Annotated in this window: 24 protein-coding genes and 1 pseudogene; 11 read left to right on the top strand and 14 right to left on the bottom strand. The window is 63.2% G+C overall.

Features of this window, described 5'->3' with window-relative positions; translation table 11 throughout:
- Positions 1–142, top strand: a pseudogene (locus tag NKH30_RS26105) (IS110 family transposase); the annotation flags it as partial.
- Positions 143–156: 14 nt separating this feature from the next.
- Here NKH30_RS26105 and NKH30_RS26100 read toward each other — a convergent pair.
- Positions 157–1,158, bottom strand: coding sequence for a DUF2125 domain-containing protein (locus NKH30_RS26100; protein ID WP_352768103.1), 1,002 nt, complete (start codon positions 1,156–1,158; stop codon positions 157–159).
- A gap of 114 nt (positions 1,159–1,272) precedes the next feature.
- Here NKH30_RS26100 and NKH30_RS26095 point away from each other — a divergent pair, with 114 nt between their 5' ends.
- The gene (locus NKH30_RS26095; RefSeq protein WP_352683087.1) at positions 1,273–1,821 is read left to right on the top strand and encodes a gamma-glutamylcyclotransferase; all 549 of its coding nucleotides are present in this window, start codon (positions 1,273–1,275) and stop codon (positions 1,819–1,821) included.
- 19 nt (positions 1,822–1,840) lie between these two features.
- On the opposite strand, the gene NKH30_RS26090 is transcribed toward NKH30_RS26095, so the two are convergent.
- The gene (locus NKH30_RS26090) at positions 1,841–2,821 is read right to left on the bottom strand and encodes a quinone oxidoreductase family protein (protein WP_352768100.1); all 981 of its coding nucleotides are present in this window, start codon (positions 2,819–2,821) and stop codon (positions 1,841–1,843) included.
- A 346-nt stretch (positions 2,822–3,167) separates the two neighbouring features.
- Between NKH30_RS26090 and NKH30_RS26085 the strand changes: the two genes are divergently transcribed.
- A complete protein-coding gene (locus NKH30_RS26085) occupies positions 3,168–4,115 on the top strand; it encodes an aldo/keto reductase (RefSeq protein WP_352768097.1) in 948 nt (315 codons plus the stop codon).
- 75 nt (positions 4,116–4,190) lie between these two features.
- Positions 4,191–4,811, top strand: coding sequence for a LysE family translocator (locus NKH30_RS26080; protein ID WP_352768094.1), 621 nt, complete (start codon positions 4,191–4,193; stop codon positions 4,809–4,811).
- 27 nt (positions 4,812–4,838) lie between these two features.
- Here NKH30_RS26080 and NKH30_RS26075 read toward each other — a convergent pair whose 3' ends face one another.
- Together NKH30_RS26075 and NKH30_RS26070 are read right to left on the bottom strand one after the other, a co-directional pair.
- Positions 4,839–5,639, bottom strand: coding sequence for a lysophospholipid acyltransferase family protein (locus NKH30_RS26075; protein WP_352540198.1), 801 nt, complete (start codon positions 5,637–5,639; stop codon positions 4,839–4,841).
- Positions 5,640–5,745: 106 nt separating this feature from the next.
- Positions 5,746–6,654 (bottom strand): LysR family transcriptional regulator, encoded by a 909-nt coding sequence (locus NKH30_RS26070; RefSeq protein WP_352768090.1) that lies wholly within the window; start codon positions 6,652–6,654, stop codon positions 5,746–5,748.
- A 132-nt stretch (positions 6,655–6,786) separates the two neighbouring features.
- Between NKH30_RS26070 and NKH30_RS26065 the strand changes: the two genes are divergently transcribed.
- Positions 6,787–7,407, top strand: a complete 621-nt coding sequence (locus tag NKH30_RS26065; protein ID WP_352768087.1) for a pyridoxamine 5'-phosphate oxidase family protein — start codon at positions 6,787–6,789, stop codon at positions 7,405–7,407.
- 29 nt (positions 7,408–7,436) lie between these two features.
- Here NKH30_RS26065 and NKH30_RS26060 read toward each other — a convergent pair whose 3' ends face one another.
- The 3 genes from NKH30_RS26060 to ftsE form a co-directional block, all read right to left on the bottom strand.
- On the bottom strand, positions 7,437–8,024 hold the full coding sequence (locus NKH30_RS26060; RefSeq protein ID WP_502899572.1) for a YdcF family protein: 588 nt from the start codon (positions 8,022–8,024) through the stop codon (positions 7,437–7,439).
- A gap of 262 nt (positions 8,025–8,286) precedes the next feature.
- Positions 8,287–9,270 (bottom strand): cell division protein FtsX, encoded by a 984-nt coding sequence (locus NKH30_RS26055; protein ID WP_352768080.1) that lies wholly within the window; start codon positions 9,268–9,270, stop codon positions 8,287–8,289.
- On the bottom strand, positions 9,263–9,922 hold the full coding sequence (gene ftsE / locus NKH30_RS26050; protein WP_023677923.1) for a cell division ATP-binding protein FtsE: 660 nt from the start codon (positions 9,920–9,922) through the stop codon (positions 9,263–9,265). Before ftsE ends, NKH30_RS26055 begins: the two co-directional genes overlap by 8 nt.
- Before the next feature lie 236 nt (positions 9,923–10,158).
- On the opposite strand from ftsE, the gene NKH30_RS26045 reads away from it, so the two are divergent.
- From NKH30_RS26045 to NKH30_RS26035, 3 genes are all read left to right on the top strand, one after another.
- Positions 10,159–10,449, top strand: a complete 291-nt coding sequence (locus NKH30_RS26045) for a hypothetical protein (protein ID WP_352683073.1) — start codon at positions 10,159–10,161, stop codon at positions 10,447–10,449.
- Positions 10,450–10,631: 182 nt separating this feature from the next.
- Entirely contained in the window at positions 10,632–11,174 is a 543-nt protein-coding gene (hpt, locus tag NKH30_RS26040) for a hypoxanthine phosphoribosyltransferase (RefSeq protein WP_254816654.1), read from the top strand.
- A gap of 191 nt (positions 11,175–11,365) precedes the next feature.
- A complete protein-coding gene (locus NKH30_RS26035) occupies positions 11,366–11,737 on the top strand; it encodes a response regulator (protein ID WP_352691048.1) in 372 nt (123 codons plus the stop codon).
- A gap of 18 nt (positions 11,738–11,755) precedes the next feature.
- Here the strand turns inward: NKH30_RS26035 and NKH30_RS26030 are convergent, their stop codons facing one another.
- Entirely contained in the window at positions 11,756–12,706 is a 951-nt protein-coding gene (locus NKH30_RS26030) for a DMT family transporter (protein WP_352768070.1), read from the bottom strand.
- A gap of 223 nt (positions 12,707–12,929) precedes the next feature.
- Between NKH30_RS26030 and NKH30_RS26025 the strand changes: the two genes are divergently transcribed.
- A complete protein-coding gene (locus NKH30_RS26025; RefSeq protein WP_352471415.1) occupies positions 12,930–13,787 on the top strand; it encodes a LysR substrate-binding domain-containing protein in 858 nt (285 codons plus the stop codon).
- 71 nt (positions 13,788–13,858) lie between these two features.
- Here NKH30_RS26025 and NKH30_RS26020 read toward each other — a convergent pair whose 3' ends face one another.
- Together NKH30_RS26020 and NKH30_RS26015 are read right to left on the bottom strand one after the other, a co-directional pair.
- A complete protein-coding gene (locus NKH30_RS26020) occupies positions 13,859–16,474 on the bottom strand; it encodes a TIGR02302 family protein (protein WP_352768067.1) in 2,616 nt (871 codons plus the stop codon).
- Between the two features lie 212 nt (positions 16,475–16,686).
- Positions 16,687–17,628, bottom strand: coding sequence for a threonine/serine dehydratase (locus tag NKH30_RS26015; protein ID WP_352768064.1), 942 nt, complete (start codon positions 17,626–17,628; stop codon positions 16,687–16,689).
- 50 nt (positions 17,629–17,678) lie between these two features.
- Between NKH30_RS26015 and NKH30_RS26010 the strand changes: the two genes are divergently transcribed.
- Positions 17,679–17,981, top strand: coding sequence for an ArsR/SmtB family transcription factor (locus tag NKH30_RS26010; protein WP_352489424.1), 303 nt, complete (start codon positions 17,679–17,681; stop codon positions 17,979–17,981).
- Between the two features lie 10 nt (positions 17,982–17,991).
- Here NKH30_RS26010 and lysA read toward each other — a convergent pair whose 3' ends face one another.
- The 3 genes from lysA to argH form a co-directional block, all read right to left on the bottom strand.
- Entirely contained in the window at positions 17,992–19,260 is a 1,269-nt protein-coding gene (lysA, locus tag NKH30_RS26005) for a diaminopimelate decarboxylase (protein WP_352703637.1), read from the bottom strand.
- Positions 19,261–19,275: 15 nt separating this feature from the next.
- Positions 19,276–19,482, bottom strand: coding sequence for a hypothetical protein (locus NKH30_RS26000; RefSeq protein WP_023677931.1), 207 nt, complete (start codon positions 19,480–19,482; stop codon positions 19,276–19,278).
- Between the two features lie 71 nt (positions 19,483–19,553).
- Positions 19,554–20,954: an argininosuccinate lyase gene (gene argH / locus NKH30_RS25995; RefSeq protein WP_352540187.1), complete on the bottom strand. Its 1,401-nt coding sequence runs from the start codon at positions 20,952–20,954 to the stop codon at positions 19,554–19,556.
- A 35-nt stretch (positions 20,955–20,989) separates the two neighbouring features.
- Between argH and tlpA the strand changes: the two genes are divergently transcribed.
- On the top strand, positions 20,990–21,673 hold the full coding sequence (gene tlpA, locus NKH30_RS25990; protein WP_352997483.1) for a thiol:disulfide interchange protein TlpA: 684 nt from the start codon (positions 20,990–20,992) through the stop codon (positions 21,671–21,673).
- A gap of 2 nt (positions 21,674–21,675) precedes the next feature.
- Here tlpA and NKH30_RS25985 read toward each other — a convergent pair whose 3' ends face one another.
- Entirely contained in the window at positions 21,676–24,108 is a 2,433-nt protein-coding gene (locus tag NKH30_RS25985) for a bifunctional diguanylate cyclase/phosphodiesterase (protein WP_352540335.1), read from the bottom strand.
- Positions 24,109–24,184 lie beyond the last annotated feature (76 nt).

Below are 24,184 nucleotides of genomic sequence, written 5' to 3'. Positions count from 1 at the left end.
CGATCTAAAGGCAAAATACCACCAGCTCACGGCCGACGGCAAAGCCTCAAAACTCGCCATCACAGCCATCATGCGAAAGCTCATCATCCTCGCAAACGCACTACTCAGGGACAATCGGACCTGGACACCATCTCTCCCTTGACCAACACGGATACTCTAATCGAGCGGCTTGATCTTGCCGAGCGGGATGAAGCCGAGCGAGGCCTTGCCCCTGACGATCTTCAGCGGCATCGACGGCTGGTTGCCGAGGAGCGCCAGTCCGGCAAAGCCGGTCTGGATCTCTTTCTTTTGCTCGGGGATGGCGGTGGCGAGGATTGCCGCCACGGCCTTTGGATCATTGAGCCTGATCGTCAGGTCGGCATTTATGAGACCGTCGTCATCGACCGACAGCGGTCCGGAAACGCTGATGCGCGCAGTTCCGGACGACAGATCGAGCTCGTGGATTTCGGCCGCCTGGCCGCGCAGGCTCTTCGGATTTGCCTTGATCAGTGTCACGCCGTTTTTCAGCGTGACGTCGCCGCTGCCGTCGAGCGGCGGCAAGACGCGCCCGCCGATGGCCGCCGCGTCGATTTCAAGATCGGTGAAATTGCCGGCATAGTCGATGTCCGGGCCGTTTGGGCGCAATTGTCCGGTGGCGGTTCCGGCGCTGAACAGCGAGACGGGATCGGTGTCGTCTGCCGGATCGGTCTGGCCGGACAGGCCTTCTGCCTGCAGCGAGAGGCGCCTCGGCAGCGGCCAGGACAGCTTCATGTCGGCCCGCAGATCATCCCAGTCGATCCAGAGCGGGGTCATGCCGGGAACAGAGGTCCTGAGCGGCCCCCTGAGCTCGGCGGCAGGCGACAGAAGCCGGGTGATCTGCGTGGCGGCGTTGATCTTGCCTGTCGATGCCGCGATGTTGCGGCTGTCGTCCTCGTAAGCCAGGCTGTCGCAGGAAACGGTGAAGCTGAAGGGATAGCCGCTGACCGCGAGATTGGCGCAGTCGGCCTTGATGCCTTTGTCGTCGAGATCGGCGACCGCCTTTTTGGTGGCGCTCTCGACCAGGTCCGCCAGGTAGAACCAGCCGGCGCTGTAGATGCCGAACAGCACGAGGATGAAAGCGGCAAGCCACAACAGGCGGCGACGTTGGCTGGGCGGCGGGCGCTCGTCACTTGACGTCATGCTGCGGCTTTCGTTAACGCGGGGTGGCACGGGCGGGCTGTCGCTTGCGGCACCAACAGGTAGACGGACTGAAACACCACCGGTGAGGTGGTCGTCACAATCAGGCTTGGCGATATGGGCGATTTTTGGGTTTTTGGCTACGGCTCACTGATCTGGCGACCGGGATTCGCACATGTCGAGACGCGGCGCGCCCGCCTGCATGGCTACCGCCGTTCGCTCTGCGTCTATTCTTTCGTGCATCGCGGCACGCGCGAACGGCCGGGCCTGGTGCTCGGCCTCGACCGCGGAGGCTCCTGCATCGGGCTGGCGTTCCGGGTTCCAGGCGAGCTGCGCAACGAGGTCATCACCTATCTGCGCGAACGCGAGCTGGTCACCAACGTCTATCTCGAACGTGTGCTCCGCGTTCGCCTCGATAACGAGGAGACGGACAGGCGCGGCACCAATGGGGGCGAGACGGTGGAGGCCGTGGCCTACGTTGTCGACCGCAGCCATGAGCAATATGCCGGCGCGCTCGACGCGGCCGAGGCGGCGGCCGTCGTCCGCGGCGCCGTCGGCCAGTCGGGGAGGAATGAGGATTACGTGCTCAGCACGCTGGAGCACCTCGAAGCACTGGGTATAAGCGATCACTGGCTGGAAGACGTGACAAGACGGATCGCGACGTAGCTTCGGTGTCGTGAGCGGGCTACATCCTGAAAATCTGCTTTCCAAGATCAGCGCGATCCAGGCTGTCTGCCACGGCAAGCTTGAACTCGGTCAGCACGTGGAGACCGCCGACAGGAACGTGGAAGCCGGGCTGGCCGAAGATGTCGATGATCTCGCGTAGCACAGGCCGGTCGGCTTCGACCGGCGGCGAAAAGAAATAGCGATAGATATTCGCCCTGATCTCGACGCCGCTCAGCAACACATCGAAATTGTGCAGTTCGAAGCGCTCGGCACTCATGCCGCCATTGATCACCATCTGCCCGCCGAGCGTCAGGGTGCGGATCAATTCGCCGCTGACAGGTCCGCCGACATTGTCGATAATCCCGTTCAATCCGGCGCCACCAGTGATATCCATCACGGCTTCCCGGATACTTGTCTTCAACTCCGAAAGGTCAAGAATGGCGGCGGCGCCAAGCGTCTTCAGATCGAATCTTTGGTGCGAGCGCCGCACAAGCGCGATGACGTTGATGCCGCGTCGTTGGGCGAACTGCATCACCATTGTCGAAATTGACGAATAGCCGGCCGTGACAGCCAGCCACTGGCCAGGCCGCACACGGGAATCCACCAGCAGATCCCACGCGGTAATGGGGTTCACCATCTGCCCGGCGCGTTCGACAGGATAGCCGGCAGGCAACGGGATCAGCCATTCGGCGGGAATGGCGGCGTACTCGGCCCAGCTGCCATAATAGCTGAACGCGACAAGCATCCCCGGTTCCAACCGAACGTTCTCGCCAACGGCTTCGACGATGCCGGCGCCATGGTTTCCGGCGATCTGCCGGGGAAAATGCGGCTTCTTCGGTTCGGGATAGAGGTTCTGGATAAACAGGAAGTCGCCCGGATTGATCGAGGCCGAGACCATCCTGACCAGCACCTCGCCGTCGCTGATCCGTGGCAACGGCAGGTCATTCACATAGAGCACGTCGCGCGGCAAACCGATGGCGTCAAATACAATTGCTTTCATGCCGGTCTCCATAACAAACGATCCGAGGCCAACAGTCTGAGCCCCGGCCAGACCGTGCTGAGACTTGCGTCAGCGCGGCGGAACCTACGGTCGGCCGGCAAAAGTCAGAATTGGCAGATTTGACAATCTATGTGCCAAACTTGCCAGATCGTTTCTTCAGAGGCTGCTGGTTTGGATACCCGGGACCAGCGCCTTGGGGCCGGACACGGCGCGGCGGGTCGCGGCTTTGTGAAGCGCCGGCGGGCTGGAAAAGAGGCTATGCGTTTGACGTTGCCACGGCGCGACATAGGTTAGCCCGGTCGGCGGCTCCCATCCGCCCCAGCATGAATCACCATGGAGATCAGCCTTGCAGAAACGTCGTCTCGGTCGCACCGACCTATCCATCGCGCCATTGGTTCTGGGCGGCAATGTGTTCGGCTGGACCGCCGATGAGAAAACCTCGTTCGACCTGCTCGACCGCTTTGTCGACGCTGGCCTCAACGCCATCGACACGGCCGATTCCTATTCGCGCTGGATTGCCGGCCACCAGGGCGGCGAATCCGAAACCATCATCGGCAAATGGATGAAAAGCCGCGGCAACCGCGACAAGGTTGTCGTTATCACCAAGGTCGGTTCGGATATGGGACAGGGCAAGAGGGACCTGTCCGCCGCCTATATCGAAAAGGCCATCGATGCTTCGCTGAAGAGGCTGCAGGTCGATAGCGTCGATCTCTATCTGTCGCACTGGCCCGACCTGGCGACCCCTTATGAGGAAACGCTCGGCGCTTACCAGAAACTGCTCGACAAGGGCAAAATCCGTTATGCCGGCGCTTCCAACCTCGACGCCGCCCAGTTGCGGGCCGCACTTGACGTAGCAAGCCTGCGCGGCCTGCCGCGCTACGAGGTGCTGCAGCCGGAATACAACCTCTACGACCGCTCGTCCTTCGATGGTCCGCTGCGCGATCTCTGCGCGGCCGAGGACATCGGCGTCATCACCTATTTCAGCCTCGCCAAGGGGTTTCTGAGCGGCAAGTACCGCAGCGAGGCCGACCTCGGCAAAAGTCCGCGCGGTGGCGGTGTGAAAGGCTATCTCAACACCCGCGGCATGCGCATTCTCTCAGCGCTCGACGCGGTGTCGGCCAGACATTCGGCCAAGCCGGCGGAAGTGGCGCTTGCCTGGGTCATGGCGCGGCCCGGCGTCACCGCCCCGATCGCCAGCGCGACGACGCTCGACCAGCTCGACAGCCTGGTGCGTGCCGCGTCGTTGCAGCTCAGCCCGGACGATATCGCCGAGCTCGACAAGGCCAGCGCGTAGCCGCGCACGATCGTTCAAGACCGGCGCCGCTGCCTTGCCCTACCGTCCCTGCCTCGTCACAGGATGCAGCGCCGCATGGCCGGACAGGGTCTTCTCGATCAGCAGCTATGGCAGCGATTGCTGGCGCTTGTGTTGGTGTCGGCCATCGTCATGGGCAGCCCGGGGCCGGCGACGATAAGCGTCACCGCGATCGGCGCCGCGTTCGGCCTGCGCGGTTCGGTGCGCTATGCCTCGGGAATCGTTGTCGGGACGGTTCTCGTGCTTTTGGTGGTGGCGACGGGCATCATGGCCGTTCTCACCGCGCTGCCGAAGCTCGCAGCGCTGTTGGCGGTCGCGTCAGCAGCCTACATCCTCTATCTGGCGTTCAAGATAGCGACGGCGCCGCCGCTGGCGGCACGCATTGGTGGGGCGGCACCTCCCACTTTCCTGGGCGGGTTCCTTCTGGCCGTTGCCAATCCGAAAGCCTATGTGGCGATTGCCGCCGTGTTCGCCGGCGCGTCTCCTGGCGCCGGCGGTCTTGCTATTTCAGCCAAGCTGGCGGTCCTCGCCTTGATGATTGCTGCCATTCATCTCTTGTGGCTTCTCGCCGGCGCGGCTTTTGCACATTTGCTGCGCAAACCGCTGGCGTCGCGGATCATCAATCTGGTGTTTGCCGTGACGCTGGTTGCAACAGCCGCCCTGGCTGCCTTGCCGTGAGCCTTTCCGGCATGCGCGGCAGGTGTCTCAGCCTTTCAATTCAGGTTTCGCATCGAGCTCACCAAGCCGTTTCATTGCCGTCGGCGGCATCGGCGGCGGGTTCGGCGTCTGTGCCGCCTCGACGAGAAGCTGGTCGCAGGCGGCTTCCGTCTCGCCGATCAGCCGTTGCATGAATTCGTCCTTGCCGAGGCCGGGCGGGATCGGTGGCAGGAAGCGCGCCTTGATCGTGCCGGGATAGCGCAGGAATTTGCGGCGCGGCCAATAGAGACCGGCAACGTGGGCGACCGGCACCACCGGAATGCCAAGCTGGGCATAAAGTTCGACGATGCCGTATTTGTAGACCGGTTCGTCGCCCGGCGCCCGGCGGGTGCCCTCGGGGTAGATGATCAGCTGGCGCGGATTGCGCGCCAATTCCTGTTTGGTCGCGGCGATCACCGTCTTCAATGCCTTCGAGCGGCTGCCGCGGTCGACCGGAATCATCCGCATCTTCAAAATGTACCAGCCGAAGAACGGGATCCAGGTCAGCTCCCGTTTCAATATGTAAACGGGATCGTCGAGATAAGGCAGGAAAGCGATCGTGTCCCAGAAGGACTGGTGCTTCGGCGCCAGGATAAAGGAGCCGCCAGGCAGGTTTTCCCGGCCGGTGATCTCACTTCTGGTGCCGGCGATCTTGTCGTAGAGCCACATGCTGGTGCGCGACCAGAATTTCGGCACGAACCAGGCGCGATGGCGTGGCGACAGGAAATAATACGGGGTCCAGAGGATCATCTGGACGATCAAATTGAGGTAGAAGGCGAGATTGAACGCCAGCGAGCGGAAATACAGCATACAGCAAGTGCCCGGTGAGGAGGTGTGCGTTGGTTACACCAAGCGCCCGCAAAAAGGAAACGCTGCGAGGCGGGCGATCGGCCCGGCCTTGCGAGGGCCGTCTTCGTCACGTTTCCCACGCGGCCTGCAGCAGGCGCTGTCTCAGGCGCGGGGCGGCGAAGTCGAGGAATGCGCGCAGCTTCACCGGCAGTAGCCCCTGGCCGGCATGGACGAGGCTCACCGGCCATGGGTCTGGCTCAAACTCTTGCAGCACCGGGCGCAGCGTACCCGACCGGACTGCGGCGGCAATCTGATAGGAAAGCAGCCTCGTCACGCCGACGCCGGCAATCGCCGCATCGATTGCCGCCTCAGCGGTGTTGACCCGCAGCCGGGAGCGGATCGGCACGCTGAATTCGGTCTTGCCGGTGGCGAAGCTCCAGGCTGCGGCGGTGAGCCCTTCGAAGGTGATGGCACTGTGTGCTGCAAGCTCCTGCGGCGTTTTCGGTGTGCCGTGCTCGGCGAGATAGGCCGGGCTCGCGCAAGCGACGCGGCGGATTGAACCCAGGCGGGTGGCGATCAGGTTCGAATCGGCAAGCTCGCCGATGCGGATGGCGAGGTCGATGTGCTCTTCGACCAACTGGGTTATCCGGTCGGCGAGTGTCAGCCGCACACCTACCTCAGGATAGACGGAGAGGAAGCCGGTGACGACCGGCAGCACATGCAGGCGGCCGAAGACGATCGGCGCAGTGACGATCAGTTCGCCGGTCGGGGCGCTGTATTCGCCGGCGGCTATTCGCTCGGCCTCGCCGACCTCATCGAGAATGCGACGACAGGCGGCGAGATAGGCGTGGCCTGCATCGGTCAGCGACAGCTGCCGCGCCGAGCGGTTCAACAGCCGTGTCTTCAGGTGCTTTTCCAGGTCCGAAACCTTGCGGCTGACCGTCGTCAGCGGAATGCCGAAGCGGCGCCCGGCAGCCGAGAGGCTGCCTGTCTCCGCCGCGGCAACGAAAAGCGACATGGACTGGAGGCGATCCATAGCTCTCCCGAAAATTTGCCCTTCCGGAAAACGGAAGGATGGATTACAGATATGGCATCTGCATCTCGAAGATGGAAGGACGTATTTTCCTGACTAGCAATGCAGCGCAGCTCGGCGCTTGAGGAGGCTTCCATGAACGCTCACACCAGCGATGTTGCTTTCACCCCGACGGTGAAGGCGATTCAGGCGCGCAAGGGCTCGCGCCAGGCCTATGCCCGTGTCGAGAAGCGTGGCGGCTGGCAGGCGGCAATTACGCCCGATCTCGCCGCCTTCATCGAGGCGCAGACCAGCGTCTTTCTGTCGACCGCCAATGCCGACGGGCAGCCTTACATCCAGCATCGCGGCGGGCCTGCCGGTTTCCTCACGGTGCTCGACGAACGGACGATCGGCTTTGCCGATTTTTCCGGCAACAGGCAGTTCATCACCCAGGGCAACCTCAGCGACAACCCACAGGCTTTCCTATTCCTGATCGATTATGCGCACCGGCAGCGCATCAAGATCTGGGGCAAAGCGCAAGTCGTCGAGGGCGATGCCGAGCTGACGGCAAAGCTGATGCCGCAAGACTATAAGGCGCGACCCGAGCAGGTCATCCTGTTTACGGTTTCGGCTTGGGATTCAAATTGCTCGCAGCACATCCCGCAGCGTTTCGAAGCGGCCGACGTGGCGGCGGCGCTGGGCGAACGCGACAAGCGCATCGAACGGCTCGAACAGGAGATCGCACGCTTGCGATCGGATGCAGCAGCCAGGGAATAAGAGCCAGGGAATAAAAGTGCCGGTGCCGTTCAGCTTCCGCCTGCGGCGTCGGCCAGCGCGACGCTCTCGGCTTGCTTCACCGGCATGATGCCGCGCGCCAGCGCCAGCAGGTATTTGTTGTATTCGGTGAACAGCACGCGCAGCGCTTCCGGCTTGGTCAGCCAGCCGCCATTCTCGAGGTTGGTGTTGACCACCGGATAGGGCTCGAGCCTTGCGCCGTGCAGCAGCCGGCCCATTTCCAGCAGGCTACGCGGCATATGATAATTATTGGTGACGAGAATGACGGTGCCGTAGGCATGGTCCTCGACCCATTTGGCACTTTCCTCGGCATTGCCGATCGTGTCGAGCGCGGCGCGGTCGATGTCGACGCAGCAGGAAAACAGCCTCTTGTCGCCGCCGGTCGCGGCCTGAAGCTGGCGGCGGCTGGCGGAGGGATGGACGCCGCTGATCAGCAGCCGCTCGCCCTTGCCTAAGGCAAGCAGGCCCATCGCAGCGTCGAGGCGCGATTGGCCGCCGGTCAGCACGATGATAGCGTCGGCCCTTGCCGGATTGGCGGGCGTAGTCAGGCGGCTGACGGTATTGGCGAACCAGCCGAAGCCGGCGACAAACAGCGCCATAAAGGCCAGCAGAAGGAGAGCCGAGATGCGCAAGGAGCGCCCTGCCAGCAGCCGCCCATGTTTGGCAAACTGATCCGGCTTGGCAAATTCATCAGGCTCGGCGAATACAGGCGGGCGCGCAACCAGCACTGGCATGCATCCAGCGGTATCGGTCGAGTCCCGAACGTCCATCATGAAATGGTTAATCCCGAAATACGGCCTTTGGTAGGAAAAAAATGCAATTTTCGTGACGATGCGTTTTCATCCGTGATCGATCTTTCCTTTAGCCGGCGTCCGGCTGGCGAATGTCGATGTCGCTGAGATAGGTAACCACGGTAAAATGGGAAGTTGCCGCCGTCAGCGCGCCGATCACCAGCACCATGACAGCGACCCCGAGATAACCCGCCGAGCCGATGGCGAAATTGCCGAACAGGGCGGTCGCCTGGTCGGCCTGCGGCGTTGCCATGTTGCGTGACGACCACCAGGAGAAGACGATGAAGACCAGGATCGCCGCGGCGCCGCCTGCCGCGGCGCCCTTCATGCCGGTGACCAGAAAATGCCGGCGGAATTCGCGCGCGATGAAGCGCGCCTCGGCGCCGACGAAATGCAGCACCTCGATGATGTGGCCATTGCCGGCCATGGCGCCGCGCGTCGCGAATACAACGGTCAGCACCGTCGCCGACAGCATCAGCGCCAACACTGCGATACCGATCGTTACCGTGGTGCGGGCCATGGCAACCAGCCGGTCGACCCAGGTGCGATGATCGTCGAGCGAGGCGCTCGGCAGCTTCGGCGTGATTGCCGCGCGCAGTGCGGTGAAATCGGGCGGACTATTCTCGTCGATGGTGATGATGATCAAGCGCGGCACCGGCAGCTCATCGATGTTCAGGCCCGAGCCTAGCCAAGGCTCGAGCAGTCGGGCCGTTGCTTCGCGATCGATGATCCTGGCGCTTTTCACGCCAGGGAATTCGCCGGCGATCTGCGAGGCCAGCGCAAGTGCGGCCTCCATGTCGAGGCCGTCGACCGGCTTGATCTGGATGGTCGCTTCGCGCGAGATCTGGTTCTCCCAGACGGAGGCGGTGTCACGCACCAGCGTGACTGCGCCAAACGTCAGACAGGACAGAAACGTCATGATGGCAATGACCAGCACCAGCGCCCGGCCGGCGATGTTCTGCGCCGGCACGATCGGCGCCATTTTGCGCTGGACGCGGGGCTTTGCCGCCGCGGCGTCCTGACCCTCGAAATGTTCGACGGAGAGCTCAGTCATAGATGTCCAGCCTTCCGCCGGCCAGGATCATTCGCCGTGCGTCGACCTGTTCCATCAGGCCGAGGTCGTGTGTGGCGATCACCACGGCGGTGCCCAGCCGGTTGAGCTCGATGAACAACCGCAGCAAGCGTCGCGCCAGCGGCGGGTCGACATTGCCGGTCGGCTCGTCGGCGAGCAGGATCTCGGGCTGCTCGATCAACGCCCGGGCAATGGCGGCGCGCTGCTTCTCGCCGCCAGACAGCACCGGTGGCAGCACATGCATGCGCTCGCCGAGGCCGACCCATTTCAGCAGCTCGGTGACGTCAGTGCGATAGGTCGCCTCCTCGCGGCCGCGCACGCGCAGCGGCAATGCCACGTTCTCGTAGGTGGTCATATGGTCGAGCAGGCGAAAATCCTGGAACACCACGCCGATGCGACGTCTCAGATGCGGCAATTCGGTGCGCGAGATGCGCGAGCGGTCCTTGCCGAAAATGGTGATCAGGCCGCGCGTCGGCTTCAGCGACATGAACAAAAGCCGCAGCAACGTCGTCTTGCCGGCGCCTGAAGGTCCGCTCAGGAACTGAAAGGAGCGCTCCGGAATGTGCAAGGAGATGTCGCGGAGAATCTCCGGACCCATGCCATAGCGGAGGCCGACATTTTCGAAGCGGATCACTTTCGACGACCTGAAATTCTCGGCGGCAAGATGCCAGCCCTTTCTGTGGAAAGACCATCGGCCGGCATGGTTAACCGACGGTTAATTTGGGGGCTTTTCGAGCGAGTCACAGGGGTTCCGGTGGGGAAGCGTTAACCATTTCCGTTTACCCAAAAGAAACGAACAGCGAACAGGTGCGGTAGTGTTGGGCCATGATGGCTGAGGATCGAACCGCGCGCCCGGTTTCCGGCGAAATCATGACCGATCCGGCCGCCGAGCCGGAACGCATCATGCGCGACGTGACCGCCGAGGTCATCGATGCCGACTATGAGGTGCTGCCCCGCCATTTTACACGTCAAGACTTTGCGCCGCCGCCTGCGCGCATGATTTCCATGCCTTCGATCGAAGGCATGGACATGTTGCGCAAGCCCGAAACCGCCGTCGAACGGCCGTTGTGGGTGCATGGTGGGCCGATCTTCTGGATTGTCGGCGTCGGTGCCGTCTTTGCCGCCTTCTGGATTTCGGGCGGCCATGCGCTGGTTCGTTAGAGCGGCGCCAGAAAATCAACAGGTCACCAGATAAACGATTCGCGACGGTGGGACATCCGACCGTTCGCGGGTGCCCTGCGAAAGATTTGGCCTTGCCAGACGGCACGACATGCCTAGAAACGGGTTGAAGACCGTTTCGGTCGGCTTCGCCTACAAAGGCGATCATTCTGGAAGGGCAGCCAATGCCAGTTGTGCGCGGCAAGGACATCGAAGTCCTGTTTTCGGCGTCCGCCATCGCGCGGCGGAACCTGGAACTTGCCAAGGAGATCGCCGGGCACGACTACCACGACCTTCTGGTAATCTCGGTGCTGAAGGGATCGTTCATCTTCGCCGCCGATCTTATCCGTGCCATGCACGATGTCGGCCTGTCGCCGGAGGTCGAGTTCATCTTCATCTCCAGCTATGGCGCCGGCACGACCAGCGGTGAGGTGAGGGTGCTGCGCGACATCGACAACGAGGTCGCCGGTCGCGATGTGCTTTTGATCGACGACATTCTGGAATCCGGCAAGACGCTGAGTTTCACCCGCGACCTCATGCTGTCGCGCGGCGCAAGGAGCTGTGCCATCGCCGTGCTGCTCGACAAGCGCATGCGCCGCCAGACCACGCTCAACGCCGACTATGTCGGCTTTGACTGCCCCGATTATTTCGTCGTCGGTTATGGCATGGACGTCGCCCACGCGTTTCGCGAATTGCCGTTCGTCGGCATCGTCAAGGGCGACGCCTGAGGCCTTTTGAAAATTCTACTCCGGCGGTCATCTGACGCGGTTTTCTGCGCTTCCGGTGCTCACGGACTCGAACGTCCGCTCCGGGTCTCGAAAACCACGTCATATGACTCGGCGGAGCGAATTCTGAAAAGGCCTCATGGCCTTCCTGGCTTTCAGGAAACATCAACTTTTCCTCGCCAAATATCTTGCCCATGGCAAAGCTCCTGATCGTCGAGGACGATGAATCCGTCCGCACTCTCGCCGCTCGCGCGCTCGAGCGCGCCGGGCATAATGTCACTGTCGCCGCGGACGGCGCACATGGCCTTTCTCTGATCCGGGCGGCGCAAGGGAGCTATGACCTTGTGCTGTCCGACATCCGCATGCCGGAGATGGACGGCATCGAGATGGCCAAGGCGGCAGCAGCGCTGTTCCCGGCGATGAAGATCATGCTGATGACCGGCTATGCCGACCAGCGCGAGCGCGCCGAGGAATTGGACGGCATTATTCTCGACGTCGTGCAAAAGCCGTTCACGCTGGCTGAAATCCGCGCCCGCGTCGAACAGGCGCTCGCCTGCTTCGCCTAAGCCCAAGGCCGACCGCCTTCAGGCAGGGTCGCAGGTCGCCGTATTGGCTGGCGCGCCGCTCCGGCGCCGGCCGGCATTGAGCGCAAAAAGCCCGGCGCCGATGATGAGGGCTGCGCCGGCCGCCGTCGCTGGTCGCGGCACCTCGGCAAAGAACAGAAAACCCCATAGCGGCGACCAGATGATACCGGTGTATTCGAAGGTGGCGACGCTGTTGGCGGGCGCCAGCCGGTAGGCCTGCGACAACAGGATCATGCCGGCCGAGGCAACGAAGCCGCATGCCCCCATCTTGAGGAGGTCCGGCGTCGCCGGCCAGACCCATGGCCGGACGAGGAATTCGAGGCTCGGATGCACGGCGTGGTCAATGCCTGCCAGCCAAAACAATGCCGCCACCAAGGCGGCGCCGACCAGATAGGCGCCGTTCTGATAGAACGCCATGACAGTCGAGGATTCGGTGTCGCCGATCTTGCGTGCCATCAGCTGCGAGAAACCGTAGAGCAGAGCCGAACCTAGCGACAGCAGCGCTGCCCAGTCGAACAAGCCGGCGCCCGGGCGCACCATGACCAGCACGCCGAGCATGCCGACCAGGACGGTGGCGAGCGCCTGCCAGGACACGCGTTCGCCGAGATAGGGGCCGGCCAGCGCCATGATGAACAGCGGCGCCATGAAATAGAGCGCCACCGCGTCAGTCAGCGGCAGGGCGGCGATTGCCAGATAGTAGGCCGTGTAGGAGGTGAACTGGATGAAGGCGCGCATCGTCAGCATGCCGAACCGCTTCGACAGGATCGCCTGCAATCCGACATCGGCGTGGACGAGGAAAACCAGGATCGGCAGGGCGACGATCGAGCGGATCGCCATCACCTCGGTGACCGGATAGTGGCTCGACACCGCCTTGACCAGCGGGTCCTGCAGCGAAAAGACCAGCACGCCGAGACAGAGGCTGAAGATGCCGAGCACAAGCCGATTCTGCATAGGCGCTCCTGTCTCCCGCGTGCGTGGCCGAAGGCAGGCCTGCATCCGGGTAAAAAGAACCCGCCACCGTTTCGGGCAGCGGGTACGAGTGAGGACTTTTGATTGGTCCGCAGCCGATTTCGCGGCCGCATATCCAATGGGTAAGGCGACTATCGTCCCCCGTTTGGCATGTTGCAAACGAATTGGAATGATGCCAGCAATCAGATTTTCTTATGGTGGGCACATGCGACCCAATCTCGACAGCGACCTGTTGCGCACCTTCGTGGCGGTCGCCGACACCGGCAATTTCACCAAAGCGGCGGAGCGGGCCGGCCGCACCCAGTCGGCAGTCTCGATGCAGATGAAGAGGCTCGAAGGCATGATCGGCGACAGCCTGTTCGAGCGCGGGTCGCGCGGTGTAGCGTTGACGCAGCGCGGCGGCGAACTCATCGCCAACGCCAGGCGTATCGTTTCACTGCTCGACGAGACGGCGGCATCGATGGTCGCGGCGCCGCTTGGCGGGCCGGTGCGCATCGGTATCCCGGAGGAATATGGCCACGCGATCCTGTCGCGGGCACTCGGCGTCTTTGCCAAGCGCCATCCTCAGGTCGACATCACCGTCCGCTACGCGCATTCCGGTGCGCAGATCGCGGCGCTCGCCGCCGGCGAGCTCGATCTGGCGGTGGTGTTCGAATGGCAGGATCTGTCAGGCGGTGAGGTGCTGATGCATGACCCAACCGTATGGGTGACGTCGGAGCTGCATCACATGCATGAGGAGCGGCCGGTGCCGATCGCGCTCTACAACCGTGCCGGTTGGTGCAAGGATTTCGCGATAAAGTCGCTGGAACAGCGCGGTCTCGCTTATCGTGTCGCCTACACCAGCGATACCAATGGCGGCCTGCGGCTCGCCGTCACCTCCGGATTGGCGATTGCGCCGATCTCGCGCAGCAACATCCCGGCCGGCTGCCGCGAGCTTACGGCCGCCGACGGGTTCGGCGACATCGATTCCTCGAACGTGGTGCTGCGGCGCAATGCGAACGCTTCCGGCGAGGCAATCGACGGCATGGAAGAGGCGATCCGCGAGGCTTTCACCAACCGTTAAAGCATGCCACTCAGCTCGGCGCTGGCGGCCACCACGGACTGCGCGCGGCGATCTTCCGAATACAGGCAGCCTTACTTCAGCTCCAGCAACCGCTCCAGATAGCTGCGCTCGATATCGGGGCTGAGTGCGTTGCCGAGCCGCTTGCGGATCGCTTCGAGGATCTGGCGGGCACGCTGCACGTCGATCTCGTCGGGCACTCTCACCGAACTTCCGTCATCGGGACCCTCGCTGGTGCGAGGCCGCCCGAGCGGGTCACGGTCGGCATTCTGCTGGCGTCCGCCCTGGCCGTTGCCGCCCTGGTCGCCTTGCATTGCCTGCAGTTGCTTCATCATGTCCTTGGCGCCCCTGCGCAAGGCTTCCAATGCGCGGCCCTGGTGACCGACGGCCTGGTCGCCTTCGCCCTCGCCGAGCGCCTGTTCGGCATTGCCCATGGATTTGCCGGCCTCGCCAAACCCCTCATTGGGGTCGAGGCCCATGCCTTCGAGGCTCTTCCTCAATTGATCGAGCTCGCTCTGCAGCTTGCCCTGGCCTTCCTGCAATTGCTTCAGCGCGTCAGCAAATTCCTGCGGCGTCATCGGGTTCGGCCGGCCGAGCGGATCGCGGTCGTCACCTGGGCCGGGCTTGCCCTCTTCGCCCATCGGGCCTGGCTCACTGTTCTCGCCGAGCTGCTCGTCGCGGTTCTGCCCGCGCTGTTGCTGGCCGCGCTGCATCTGGTCCATGCGGAAAGTGTCGTTCATCATCTCCTGCTGGCGCCGCATGATTTCGCCCAGCTTGTCCATCTGCTGGCGCATCTCGCTGTCCTGCTGACCGCCCTGTTGCTGGCGGCCTGCCTGCAGATTGTTCATCATATCCTGCAGCTCCGACAGCAATTGCTGCGCCTGGTCGCGATTGCCGGATTTCGCCAGGTTCTCGATCTGGTCCATCATGCGGTCGATGTCGCTCTGGCGCAGTTCCTGGCCGTTCTGCTGCATCTGTGGCGCATTCGGATTCTGCTGCGCCCGCGCCGCGAATTCCTGCAGGAACTGATTCATCGCCTCGCGCAGTTCCTTCATCGCCTTCTCGATCTCTTGGTCGCTGGCGCCGTTCTTGATCGCGTCCTGCAGCGCCTGCTGCGCCTGACGCAGCCGCTTCTCGGCCGCCGAAAGATTGCCTTCCTCGATGCCGAGCGCGATCTCCCAGAGGTAAGCGACCTCGTCGCGCAACTGGTCGTCGCTGTCGGCCATCTTCAGCCGGGTGCGGGCGCTCATGATGGCGAGATAGTGCGTCATGTTGTCGAACGTGTCTTCGGGCCTGAGCGTGATCGCATCCATCAGGTCGAGCACGCGGTCCTTGGCATAGGCGTCGAGCGCCAGCATGCGGCGCTGCTCGACCACAGCCCGCGCCAACGGGTTGGAGAATGGCCGCTCCGGCATCACCAGCGTCTTGGTTTCGCTGGTCGCCGTGTGTCCGGCACCGTCGGTGGCGACAAGCCTGAGCTTGACGTTGCCACCGGCCCAGACATGGTCGGTCAGATCCTTCGTCGTCTTAGCGGCATTGGCCTTGCCGCCGCGGCGCGGCAACGTCAGCGGCATTTCCGGCGGGCCATAGAGCGGATGCGCGTTGGGCACTTGCGGATCGGCCAATGCGAAAACCGCCTTGGCGGAGGCCGCGCCATAGTCGTCGTCGATCTGGTAGTTGAGTTCGAAGGCGCCGTTGACGGCGCGCTTCGGCTCGCCGACAAAGCGGATCTGCGGCGGCTTGTCGGGAATTATGGCGAAGGCCCAGCGGCCGAGCTCGCCGTCGCTGGACTGCAGCGTCAGCGTGCCGTCGGCGGTTAACTTGCCGCTGAACTGGCGCACGGTGGAAGGCGTTGCCGGACTTGCCTCAGTCTTGGCGGCTTGCGGCCCGGTCGGATCGATGGCGCGGGTGTTGCCGCCGGTATCGGCGTAGCTCAGCGTTTCCTCGCCCGAACCGCCGGTGACGCGCAGCGACACATCGCTGCCCTCCGGAACCGTGAAGGTCGGCGACGCTTGAGTGGCGTTGTTGGCCAAGACGGGGGCGTTCAGGAATACCGGCGGCCTGCCGGTATAGGCCGGCGGCGTCACCCAGGCATCAATGCGCGGCGGCACGACGTCGCGGGCGGCACGGGCAACAAAACCGTCGCTCAGCCTGCCGCCCGATGGCCCGAAGGAGAAGGCAAAGGCAGTGACCAACAAAAGCGCGGCAACGGCGCGCAGCGCCCACGGGTCGCGTTCCGGCACGCGTGTGCGCGGCACGTCGCCGCCAAGCTCGCCCAGCCGGTCCGCCATCCGCCGCTGATGCTCGCGCCACAGGGCTTGCGAAAAAATGCTTTCCTTGCCGCTCGGGCGATCGGTCTGGACCTGCACCGGGCTGTGCAGCAATCGGTTCGCCGCCTCGATGCGGCGGTCGACCTCGGCTCTGGATGGCGTGCGGAAGAAACGCAGTGGATAGAGTGCGGCAAGCGCTGCGACGCCGAATGCCGTGATAAGACCGATCCGCGCCAGATCGGGCAAAAATGGGAACAGGCCGAGCCACGAAATGCTGAGGAACAGGCTGGCGACGATGATCAGTGGCAGGAGCAATGGCCAGCCGCGTTCGACGATTATCGAGACCTGCGTCCCCAGCCGGCTCAAGGCAAGGCGCCTGGCCAGACTGCGATCGCTGGTGAAAATGGGTCGTTGTGTCATCGGCCCTTCCTGGCCGGGCGGGATAGCCCAGGCCTCACGAGTCTATCGCATGGGCCCGAAAAGTCGATTTTCGGGAAGCACGATGCGAAGACCTAAAATCCTAGCGCGTACTTCGTGCGTCCAAGCGGATGCACATCGTCCTAAGGATACCAACAAACACGGCGAAGGCGAGGCGGTTCCCCAAAACGTGAACAATAATGCCCCGGATATTGTCAGAATTTCGCCGGATTGGCGTTTGCGCCGCAGACCAGTACGGCAACGCGCTCGCCTGCAGCCGGTGCGTAGCGGCCGGACAGGAGCGCCGCGAAGGCGGCCGCACCGCCCGGCTCGGAGATGATTCGCACGCGGTCCCACAGCGCCGCCTGGGCGGCGATAATGTCGTCGTCGCCGACCAGGATCGAGCGCTCGACGAATGCCTCGGCGATAGGATACATCATTTCGCCGACACGCTTTGGCGCGAGCGAATCGGCGGCGATGCCCTCAGCCGGCGCGTCGACGGGTCGGCCCGCCTCGAAGGCGCGATGAAGCGTCGGCGCACCCTCCGGCTCGACCGCGATTATCCTGATGCGGCCGGAAAACCAGGCAGCCATGCCGCCGATCAGCCCGCCGCCGCCGACGGCGACCAGCAGGGTGTCGAGCTTCGGCAGGTCGGCCTCGATCTCGAGGCCGAGCGTGCCTTGCCCGACCAGCGTCTCCTCCTGGTTGAAGGCGTGGATCTGCAGCGCGCCGGATTTTTCGGCGAAGCTCTCGCTGGCGGCCAGCGCCTCGGCATAACGGGCGCCGCCGACGATCAGCTCGGCGCCGTAGCCGCGGATGCGGTCCAGCTTGGCCTGCGGGCTCACTTCGGGAACAAAGATGGTCGCCTTGTGGCCGAGCCGCATGGCGGCATAGGCGACGGCGGCGCCGTGATTGCCGCCCGACGCGGCGACGACGCCGGCCGCAGGAACCGGCCGTTCGAGGAGATTGGTGAACGCACCACGCGCCTTGAACGAGCCGGAATGCTGCAAGCACTCAAGCTTCAGGTCGACAGGCAGAGGCGGGCGGCCGAAATCTGCCATGTCGACGCGCAGCACCGGCGTGTGGCGCACGAAGGGCCGGATGCGGGGTTCTATCGCCGCAATGCGCTCGCGTGTGATCGTGTGGCCGTGCAGCATGCTTTCACTCCCAGAGTTGACATTAGTTAGTAACTTGGCAAAGTGCCTAAATGCAAGAGGTCGACGTTTTCAAAGCGATTGCCAACGAGCGCAGGCTCCAGATCCTCGATTGGCTCAAGGACCCGCGCGCGCATTTTCCGCCGCAGACGGACGGCGATCTGGTCGAGGACGGCGTCTGCGCGCTGCTGATCGCGGAGAGGCTGGGGATCACCCAGGCTACGCTCAGCGAGCATATGCGCGTGCTCACCCAGGCAGGGCTTTTGCGCAGCAAGCGCATCAAGCAGTGGATATTCTATCGCCGGAATGAGGACAGAATCGCCGAAATCAGGGCGCTCATTCAGCACCGGCTGTAGCTGCAGAGTTCTACTCCAACCAGTCCGGCACCGAGTCCAGTCCGATCAGCTCGTCATAGGTCTGGCGCGGACGCACAACGTGGAAGCGGTCGCCGTCGACCAGCACTTCCGGTACCAGCAGCCTGGTATTGTAGGTGCCGGCCTGAACGGCGCCATAGGCGCCGGCGGTGGAGACAGCGATCAGGTCGCCGGATTTCAGCCGGGGCAGGTCACGGTCGAGCCCGAGATAGTCGCCGGTCTCGCAAACCGGGCCGACGACGTCGACCTTCATGCGTGGTGCAGCGGCCGGCTGCTGCGCCACCGGCTTGATGTCGTGAAAAGCGTCGTAAAGCGTCGGCCGGATCAGGTCGTTCATCGCGGCGTCGACGACGAGGAAGTTCTTGGCGTCGCCCTCCTTCACGAAGATTACTTCCGACACCAGGATGCCGGCATTCCCGACGATCAGCCGGCCTGGCTCGAACATTACCTTCAGCCCAAGTTTGGCAACATGTTTCCTGACGATCCGGGCATAGGCATCGGGCAAAGGCGGCGGGTTGTTGTCGACGCGGTAGGGAATGCCAAGGCCGCCGCCGACATCGATGTGCTCGATGGCATGACCGTCGGAGCGCAAGGCGCCGACCAGCTCCACCAGCAGCGCAAAGGCGTCGTCGAAGGGCTGCAATTCGGTGATCTGGCTGCCGATATGGGTGTCTATGCCGGTGACCTTGATGCCCGGCAGCTCAGCCGCGCGCGCATAGACCTTCCGCGCATGCTGCCACGGAATGCCGAACTTGTTCTCGGCCTTCCCAGTCGAAATCTTCTTGTGCGTCCTGGCGTCGACATCCGGATTGATGCGCAGCGAGATCGGCGCGATCTTGCCCAGCGCGGTGGCGCGGGCCGACAGCAACTCCAGCTCCGGTTCGGATTCGACGTTGAAGCAGAGAATGCCGGCCGAGAGCGCAGAATCCATTTCGCGCGCGGTCTTGCCGACGCCCGAAAACAGGATCTTGCTTGCCGGGATGCCGGCCGCCAAAGCGCGGCGCAATTCGCCCTCCGAGACCACGTCGGCGCCGGCGCCGAGCCTTGCCAGCACCCTCAGCACGGCCTGGTTGGAATTCGCCTTCATGGCATAGCAGACGAGAGCATCGAGCCCGGCAAAGGCCTCGGTGAAGACGCGAAAATGCCTGGTCAGCGTCGCCGTTGAATAACAGTAGAACGGCGTGCCGACGCTGGCGGCGATGTCTGATATCGCCACGTCCTCGGCATGCAGCGCGCCGTCGCGGTAGTCGAAATGGTTCACGAGATTGGTCCGAAATCAGAGCAGCGGGTCGAGGATGAATTTCTTGTCCTCGACAGGTTTTTCCGGCTCCGGCGGCAAAGGTTGCTTGGCCTTCTCGGCGTCCTTGCGGGCCTGCACGGCTGCCGCGTACGGCGTGTCGAGCGCAGCCTTCCTGCCGCAGGCCGCAACGGTGGCCATTGCCGCCAGCAGCGTCAGCGTCACCAAAATCCTGCTTCCGGTCATCGTGCCATCCGTCCGAAACTGTTGCCCGCAGCCGCTTCTAGCCGAGTTTTGCGGCCATTGCACCCCGCGTCTTACGCCTTGGCGAGCCGCTTTTTCCAGTAGCGGATCTGCTTGCGCACCTCGGACGGCGCGGTGCCGCCGAAGCTCGTGCGGCTCTTTACAGAATTCTGCACGGCAAGAACCGAAAACACGTCGGCGCCGATACCGGGGTGAATGGACTGCAGATCCTCCAGCGAAAGCCTGTCGAGCCCGACCTTCTTCTCCTCGGCCAGCGCCACCGCCCGACCAGTGATATGGTGCGCCTCGCGGAACGGCAGGCCGAGCGTGCGCACCAGCCAGTCGGCGAGGTCGGTCGCAGTCGAATAGCCGGCGCCGGCCGCATTCTTCATCGCGGCAGTGTTCACCGTCATATCGCGCACCATGCCGGTCATCGCCGCCAGCATCAGGTCGAGCGTCTCGGCCGCGTCGAAGACGGATTCCTTGTCTTCCTGCATGTCCTTGCCATAGGTCAGCGGCATGCCCTTCATCACCGTCAGCAGGCCGACGAGATGGCCGGTGACGCGGCCGGTCTTGCCGCGCACCAGTTCGGCAGCGTCCGGGTTCTTCTTCTGCGGCATGATCGACGAACCCGTCGAGAAACTATCCGATAGCCTGACGAAGCCGAATTGCGGCGTCGACCAGATGATGATCTCTTCGGCCAGCCGCGACAGATGCGTCGCGCAGATCGCCGCCAAGCCCAGGAACTCGAGCGCGAAATCGCGGTCCGAAACACTGTCGAGCGAATTGCGCATCGGCTCGCGGAAGCCAAGCGCCTTCGCCGTCTGGTGCCGGTCGATGGGAAAGCTGGTGCCGGCGAGGGCGGCGGCGCCGAGCGGGCTTTCATCCATCCGCTCAATCGCATCGCGGACGCGCGACAGGTCGCGTGCAAACATCTCGACATAAGCCATGCAGTGGTGGCCGAAGGTCACCGGCTGCGCCGCCTGCATGTGGGTGAAGCCCGGCATCACCGTTGCCGCATGCTCCTCGGCCCGATCCAGGAACGCCGTGATCAGGCCCTTCAGCGCCTCGGTGACGCGAAAGCACTCGTCCTTGACCCACAGCCTGAGGTCGACCGCCACCTGGTCGTTGCGCGACCGGGCGGTATGCAGGCGGCCAGCGGCGGGGCCGATCAGCTCGGCCAGACGGGCCTCGACATTCATGTGGATGTCTTCCAGCCTGGTCGAAAACTCAAATGTACCAGCCTCGATCTCTGCCAGGATCGTGTTCAGCCCGTGAGCGATTTTTTTTTGGTCGGCCGCCGAAATAATGCCCGTTTGCGCCAGCATCTGGCTATGGGCGATCGAGCCGCGAATATCCTGCGCATAGAGTTTGCGGTCGAACGAGATCGATGCGTTGATCGCTTCCATGATTGCGGCCGGACCCGAGGCAAAACGTCCGCCCCACATCTGGTTGCTGGCCTTCTTGTCGTTCATCGCTATAACCCGTGCTCCGGAGCAGTTTTTGAAAAATGGCAGACGGCAATAGATATTTCCCGGCTTTGCGTCTCATCCTCGCCGCTTTGGTTGCGGGCGTGCTGGCCGGCGCGGTCGCGGTATATGTCAGGGAAAGCAGTTCTGGCAACAAGGCGCCCGCGCAAGTGGCCGCCGGCGGCGGCAAGGACGACGTCGCCTGCGCCGCCAAGACCGACCGTGCCAAGAAGATCGCCGCCGCTGCCACCGGCCAGGTTGCCGCGCTTTTGCCGGCGGATCCGCCGCAATCGCTGAAAAGCCTTGCCTTCAACGGCCCCGACGGCAAGCCGACGACGATCGCCGATCATGCCGGCAAGACGGTGCTGCTCAATCTGTGGGCGACATGGTGCGCACCTTGCCGCGCCGAAATGCCCGCGCTCGATGCGCTGCAGAAGGAGATGGGCAGCGATGCGTTTCAGGTTGTTGCCGTCAACGTCGATGCCGGCGACGATGCCAAACCGAAGAAGTTCCTGGAGGACACCGGCGTCAAGTCGCTCGGCTACTATCGCGATGCCACGATGGCGCTGTTCAACGACGTCAAGACGCGCGGCCTGGCGCTCGGTCTGCCGGTCACCATGCTGATCGATGGGCAAGGCTGCCTGATCGCCCATATGAATGGCCCGGCCGAATGGTCGGGGCCGGATGCCAAGCGTCTGGTCGAGGCGGCGCTTCAGCCGGGATAGGCTCAGACCGTGCGCAGGCGCGGCTTGAGCACGGCAATGCTTGCGCCGCGTCGGCTGGCGGTGCGGATTGCCGGAGCGGCCACGCCCGTCAGTTCCCCGAATGTCTCGATCGGAGCCGGTTTGCCGAGGTAGTAGCCTTGCCCGATCTCGCAAGCCTCGGCGTCTAGGAATTGCAATTCACCCGGCGTCTCGATGCCTTCTGCCAGAACCGGTAGGCCGAGACCGCGTCCAAGCCCCAGCACGGCGCGAACGATCGCCGCGAACTGGGCGTTCTTGTCGACCGATTTGATGAACGACCCGTCGATCTTGATCTTGTCGAAGGGAAAGGCGCTGAGGTTGGACAGCGAAGAATAGCCGGTGCCAAAATCGTCCATCGCCACATGCACGCCAAGCGCCTTGACCTGCCTCAAGGTTGCCAGCGCGCGCGGCATGTCCTTCACCAGGGCCGTTTCGGTGATCTCCAGTTCGAGCCTGCCGGGGGCCAGGCCGGATCTCGTCAATGCGTCGTGCACCTTGCGGCTGAAATTCGGATTGTGAAGTTGCACGGCGGAGACGTTGACGGCGACCATCAGCGGGTTTGTCCAGCGAACAGCATCGTTACAAGCCGTCGTCAGCACCCAGTCGCCGATCTGCGCGATAGCGCCACTGTCCTCGGCCACCGGGATGAAAACGGCCGGAGAAATGTCACCCCGCTCAGGGTGCTGCCAACGGACCAGGGCTTCGAAGCCGATCATCCTGCCGCCGCGGATCTCCTTCTGCGGCTGATAGACGAGGTGGAACTCCTTGCGGGCGATCGCCTGGCGCAATTCATGCTCCATCACGCGCTTGTCGCGGGCCGCGGTGCCCATGGCCATCTCGAAAAACCGATAAGTGTCCCTGCCTTCGGTTTTGGCGCGATGGAGTGCCGTGTCGGCATGGCTGATCAGGCCGGCCTGGTCTTCGGCATCCAGCGGAAAGAAGGCAATGCCGATGCTGGCCGAGACGAGGCCGGAGCCGACCGAAACCCTGTTTTCCTCCCGGATCGCCGCCAGCAAGTCCTCGGCTATCCGGCCTGCGGCCAGGGGGTCGGGGAGGTTCGGAGCTATGATGGCAAATTCATCGCCGCCGAGACGCGCGAGCATCTGTCCGTTGCGCGGGATGCCGGAAATGCAGTGCGCCAGCTTCTGCAGCATAGCATCGCCGGCGCTGTGGCCGTAGAGGTCGTTGACTTGCTTGAACCGGTCGAGGTCAAGCAGCAGGAGCGCCAGATATCCATCCTTGCCGCCACGATCCATCGACGCGAATTCTGCTTCCAGCCGGGAAGAAAAGCTCCGCCGATTGGCAAGCCCGGTAAGCGGATCGAAATGCGCGAGGCGGAGGATCTCTTGTTCTGCCTTCTTGCGCTCACGGATGTCGCGAACGGCAAGCACCGTATGAGGCCTGCCGCAGTAGGTGATTCTCCTGGCGATCAGCTCGACAGGAATTCTCGCGCCGTCGCTGCCCCTTAACTTCGCTTCCTGCGCCTGTTCGCCGAAGCCGGACATATCGGCTGCGCTCTGTCCGTCGAAAAGCTCGCCGAGTTGCATCGTGTTCAGGGTGGCTGTCGCTGTTCCGGTCAGCTTCGCCATACTGTCATTGGCGCTGACGATGCGGGTGCCATCGCAAACGATCAGACCTTCCACCGCCGCATTGGCGAGATCGTGCATGCGATCGGCCTCGAGCTTCTGGTGGCGAAAGCGCAGATCGATCCACAGCGCGGCACCCGACAGCACAAGGATTACCAGGCTGGCGACCGCTGCGGCAAAGGCCTGGGAAATGGGCTCGATGGAATGTTCGGATATTTCAATCGAGGAATCCGGAATGATCGACACCGCGGCCATCGCGATGAAATGCAAGCTGCAAATGGCCAGCGTCAAAAGCGCGGCGCCGCCGAGAGTCGCGAGCGCTGACGGGCGGCGCAAGACGACAAGAAGCGCCAGTGCCGCGAGGCTTACGCCGGCCAGAAGCGATATCGCGACAAGGAGCAGGTTCCAAACGAGCCGGCCTTCGACCTCGAAAGCTGCCATGCCGATGTAGTGCATCGTCGCGATGGCGCCGCCCAGAATGGCGCCACCGACGAGGAAATGGTCGATGCCGCGGCGCAAGGTGGCGACCCACATCCCAAGCGCGGTCATGATAACGGCGGCGGCAAGCGAAAAGGCGGATAATCCCGGATTGTATGCGTTCGGTATTCCCGGCGTAAACGCGGTCATGGCGATGAAATGCGTCGCCCATATGCCGAACCCGGTCGAGGCCGCGGCGATCATCAGCCAGACAAGCCGGTTTCGCTCGGTCGATCGGCCGACATGCTTAAGGAGATTAACTGCTGAGAAACAAGAAATTCCACAGACGAGTGCAGCGAGCGCAACCAGTCTCAGGTCGTGCTGATTTACGATACAATTATAGACCGTCAGCATCCTGTTCACTCGGTCTGCCAAAACTAACAGGGGAGGTGTGACGGATTAGCTCTTGGAGATTTTAACGAATGGTTAA

This window comes from Mesorhizobium sp. M1273 (assembly GCF_040318195.1).
Lineage (GTDB): Bacteria > Pseudomonadota > Alphaproteobacteria > Rhizobiales > Rhizobiaceae > Mesorhizobium.
This window is presented reverse-complemented; position numbering and strand designations above follow the sequence as displayed.

Coding starts and splice junctions, on each gene's coding strand:
- NKH30_RS26100 (WP_352768103.1), bottom strand. CDS start 1,158: ATGACGTCAAGTGACGAGCGCCCGCCGCCCAGCCAACGTCGCCGCCTG.
- NKH30_RS26095 (WP_352683087.1), top strand. CDS start 1,273: ATGGGCGATTTTTGGGTTTTTGGCTACGGCTCACTGATCTGGCGACCG.
- NKH30_RS26090 (WP_352768100.1), bottom strand. CDS start 2,821: ATGAAAGCAATTGTATTTGACGCCATCGGTTTGCCGCGCGACGTGCTC.
- NKH30_RS26080 (WP_352768094.1), top strand. CDS start 4,191: ATGGCCGGACAGGGTCTTCTCGATCAGCAGCTATGGCAGCGATTGCTG.
- NKH30_RS26075 (WP_352540198.1), bottom strand. CDS start 5,639: ATGCTGTATTTCCGCTCGCTGGCGTTCAATCTCGCCTTCTACCTCAAT.
- NKH30_RS26070 (WP_352768090.1), bottom strand. CDS start 6,654: ATGGATCGCCTCCAGTCCATGTCGCTTTTCGTTGCCGCGGCGGAGACA.
- NKH30_RS26065 (WP_352768087.1), top strand. CDS start 6,787: ATGAACGCTCACACCAGCGATGTTGCTTTCACCCCGACGGTGAAGGCG.
- NKH30_RS26060 (WP_502899572.1), bottom strand. CDS start 8,024: ATGGCGCTGTTTGTCGCCGGCTTCGGCTGGTTCGCCAATACCGTCAGC.
- NKH30_RS26055 (WP_352768080.1), bottom strand. CDS start 9,270: ATGACTGAGCTCTCCGTCGAACATTTCGAGGGTCAGGACGCCGCGGCG.
- NKH30_RS26045 (WP_352683073.1), top strand. CDS start 10,159: ATGACCGATCCGGCCGCCGAGCCGGAACGCATCATGCGCGACGTGACC.
- hpt (WP_254816654.1), top strand. CDS start 10,632: ATGCCAGTTGTGCGCGGCAAGGACATCGAAGTCCTGTTTTCGGCGTCC.
- NKH30_RS26035 (WP_352691048.1), top strand. CDS start 11,366: ATGGCAAAGCTCCTGATCGTCGAGGACGATGAATCCGTCCGCACTCTC.
- NKH30_RS26030 (WP_352768070.1), bottom strand. CDS start 12,706: ATGCAGAATCGGCTTGTGCTCGGCATCTTCAGCCTCTGTCTCGGCGTG.
- NKH30_RS26025 (WP_352471415.1), top strand. CDS start 12,930: ATGCGACCCAATCTCGACAGCGACCTGTTGCGCACCTTCGTGGCGGTC.
- NKH30_RS26020 (WP_352768067.1), bottom strand. CDS start 16,474: ATGACACAACGACCCATTTTCACCAGCGATCGCAGTCTGGCCAGGCGC.
- NKH30_RS26015 (WP_352768064.1), bottom strand. CDS start 17,628: ATGCTGCACGGCCACACGATCACACGCGAGCGCATTGCGGCGATAGAA.
- NKH30_RS26010 (WP_352489424.1), top strand. CDS start 17,679: ATGCAAGAGGTCGACGTTTTCAAAGCGATTGCCAACGAGCGCAGGCTC.
- NKH30_RS26000 (WP_023677931.1), bottom strand. CDS start 19,482: ATGACCGGAAGCAGGATTTTGGTGACGCTGACGCTGCTGGCGGCAATG.
- argH (WP_352540187.1), bottom strand. CDS start 20,954: ATGAACGACAAGAAGGCCAGCAACCAGATGTGGGGCGGACGTTTTGCC.
- tlpA (WP_352997483.1), top strand. CDS start 20,990: ATGGCAGACGGCAATAGATATTTCCCGGCTTTGCGTCTCATCCTCGCC.
- NKH30_RS25985 (WP_352540335.1), bottom strand. CDS start 24,108: ATGCTGACGGTCTATAATTGTATCGTAAATCAGCACGACCTGAGACTG.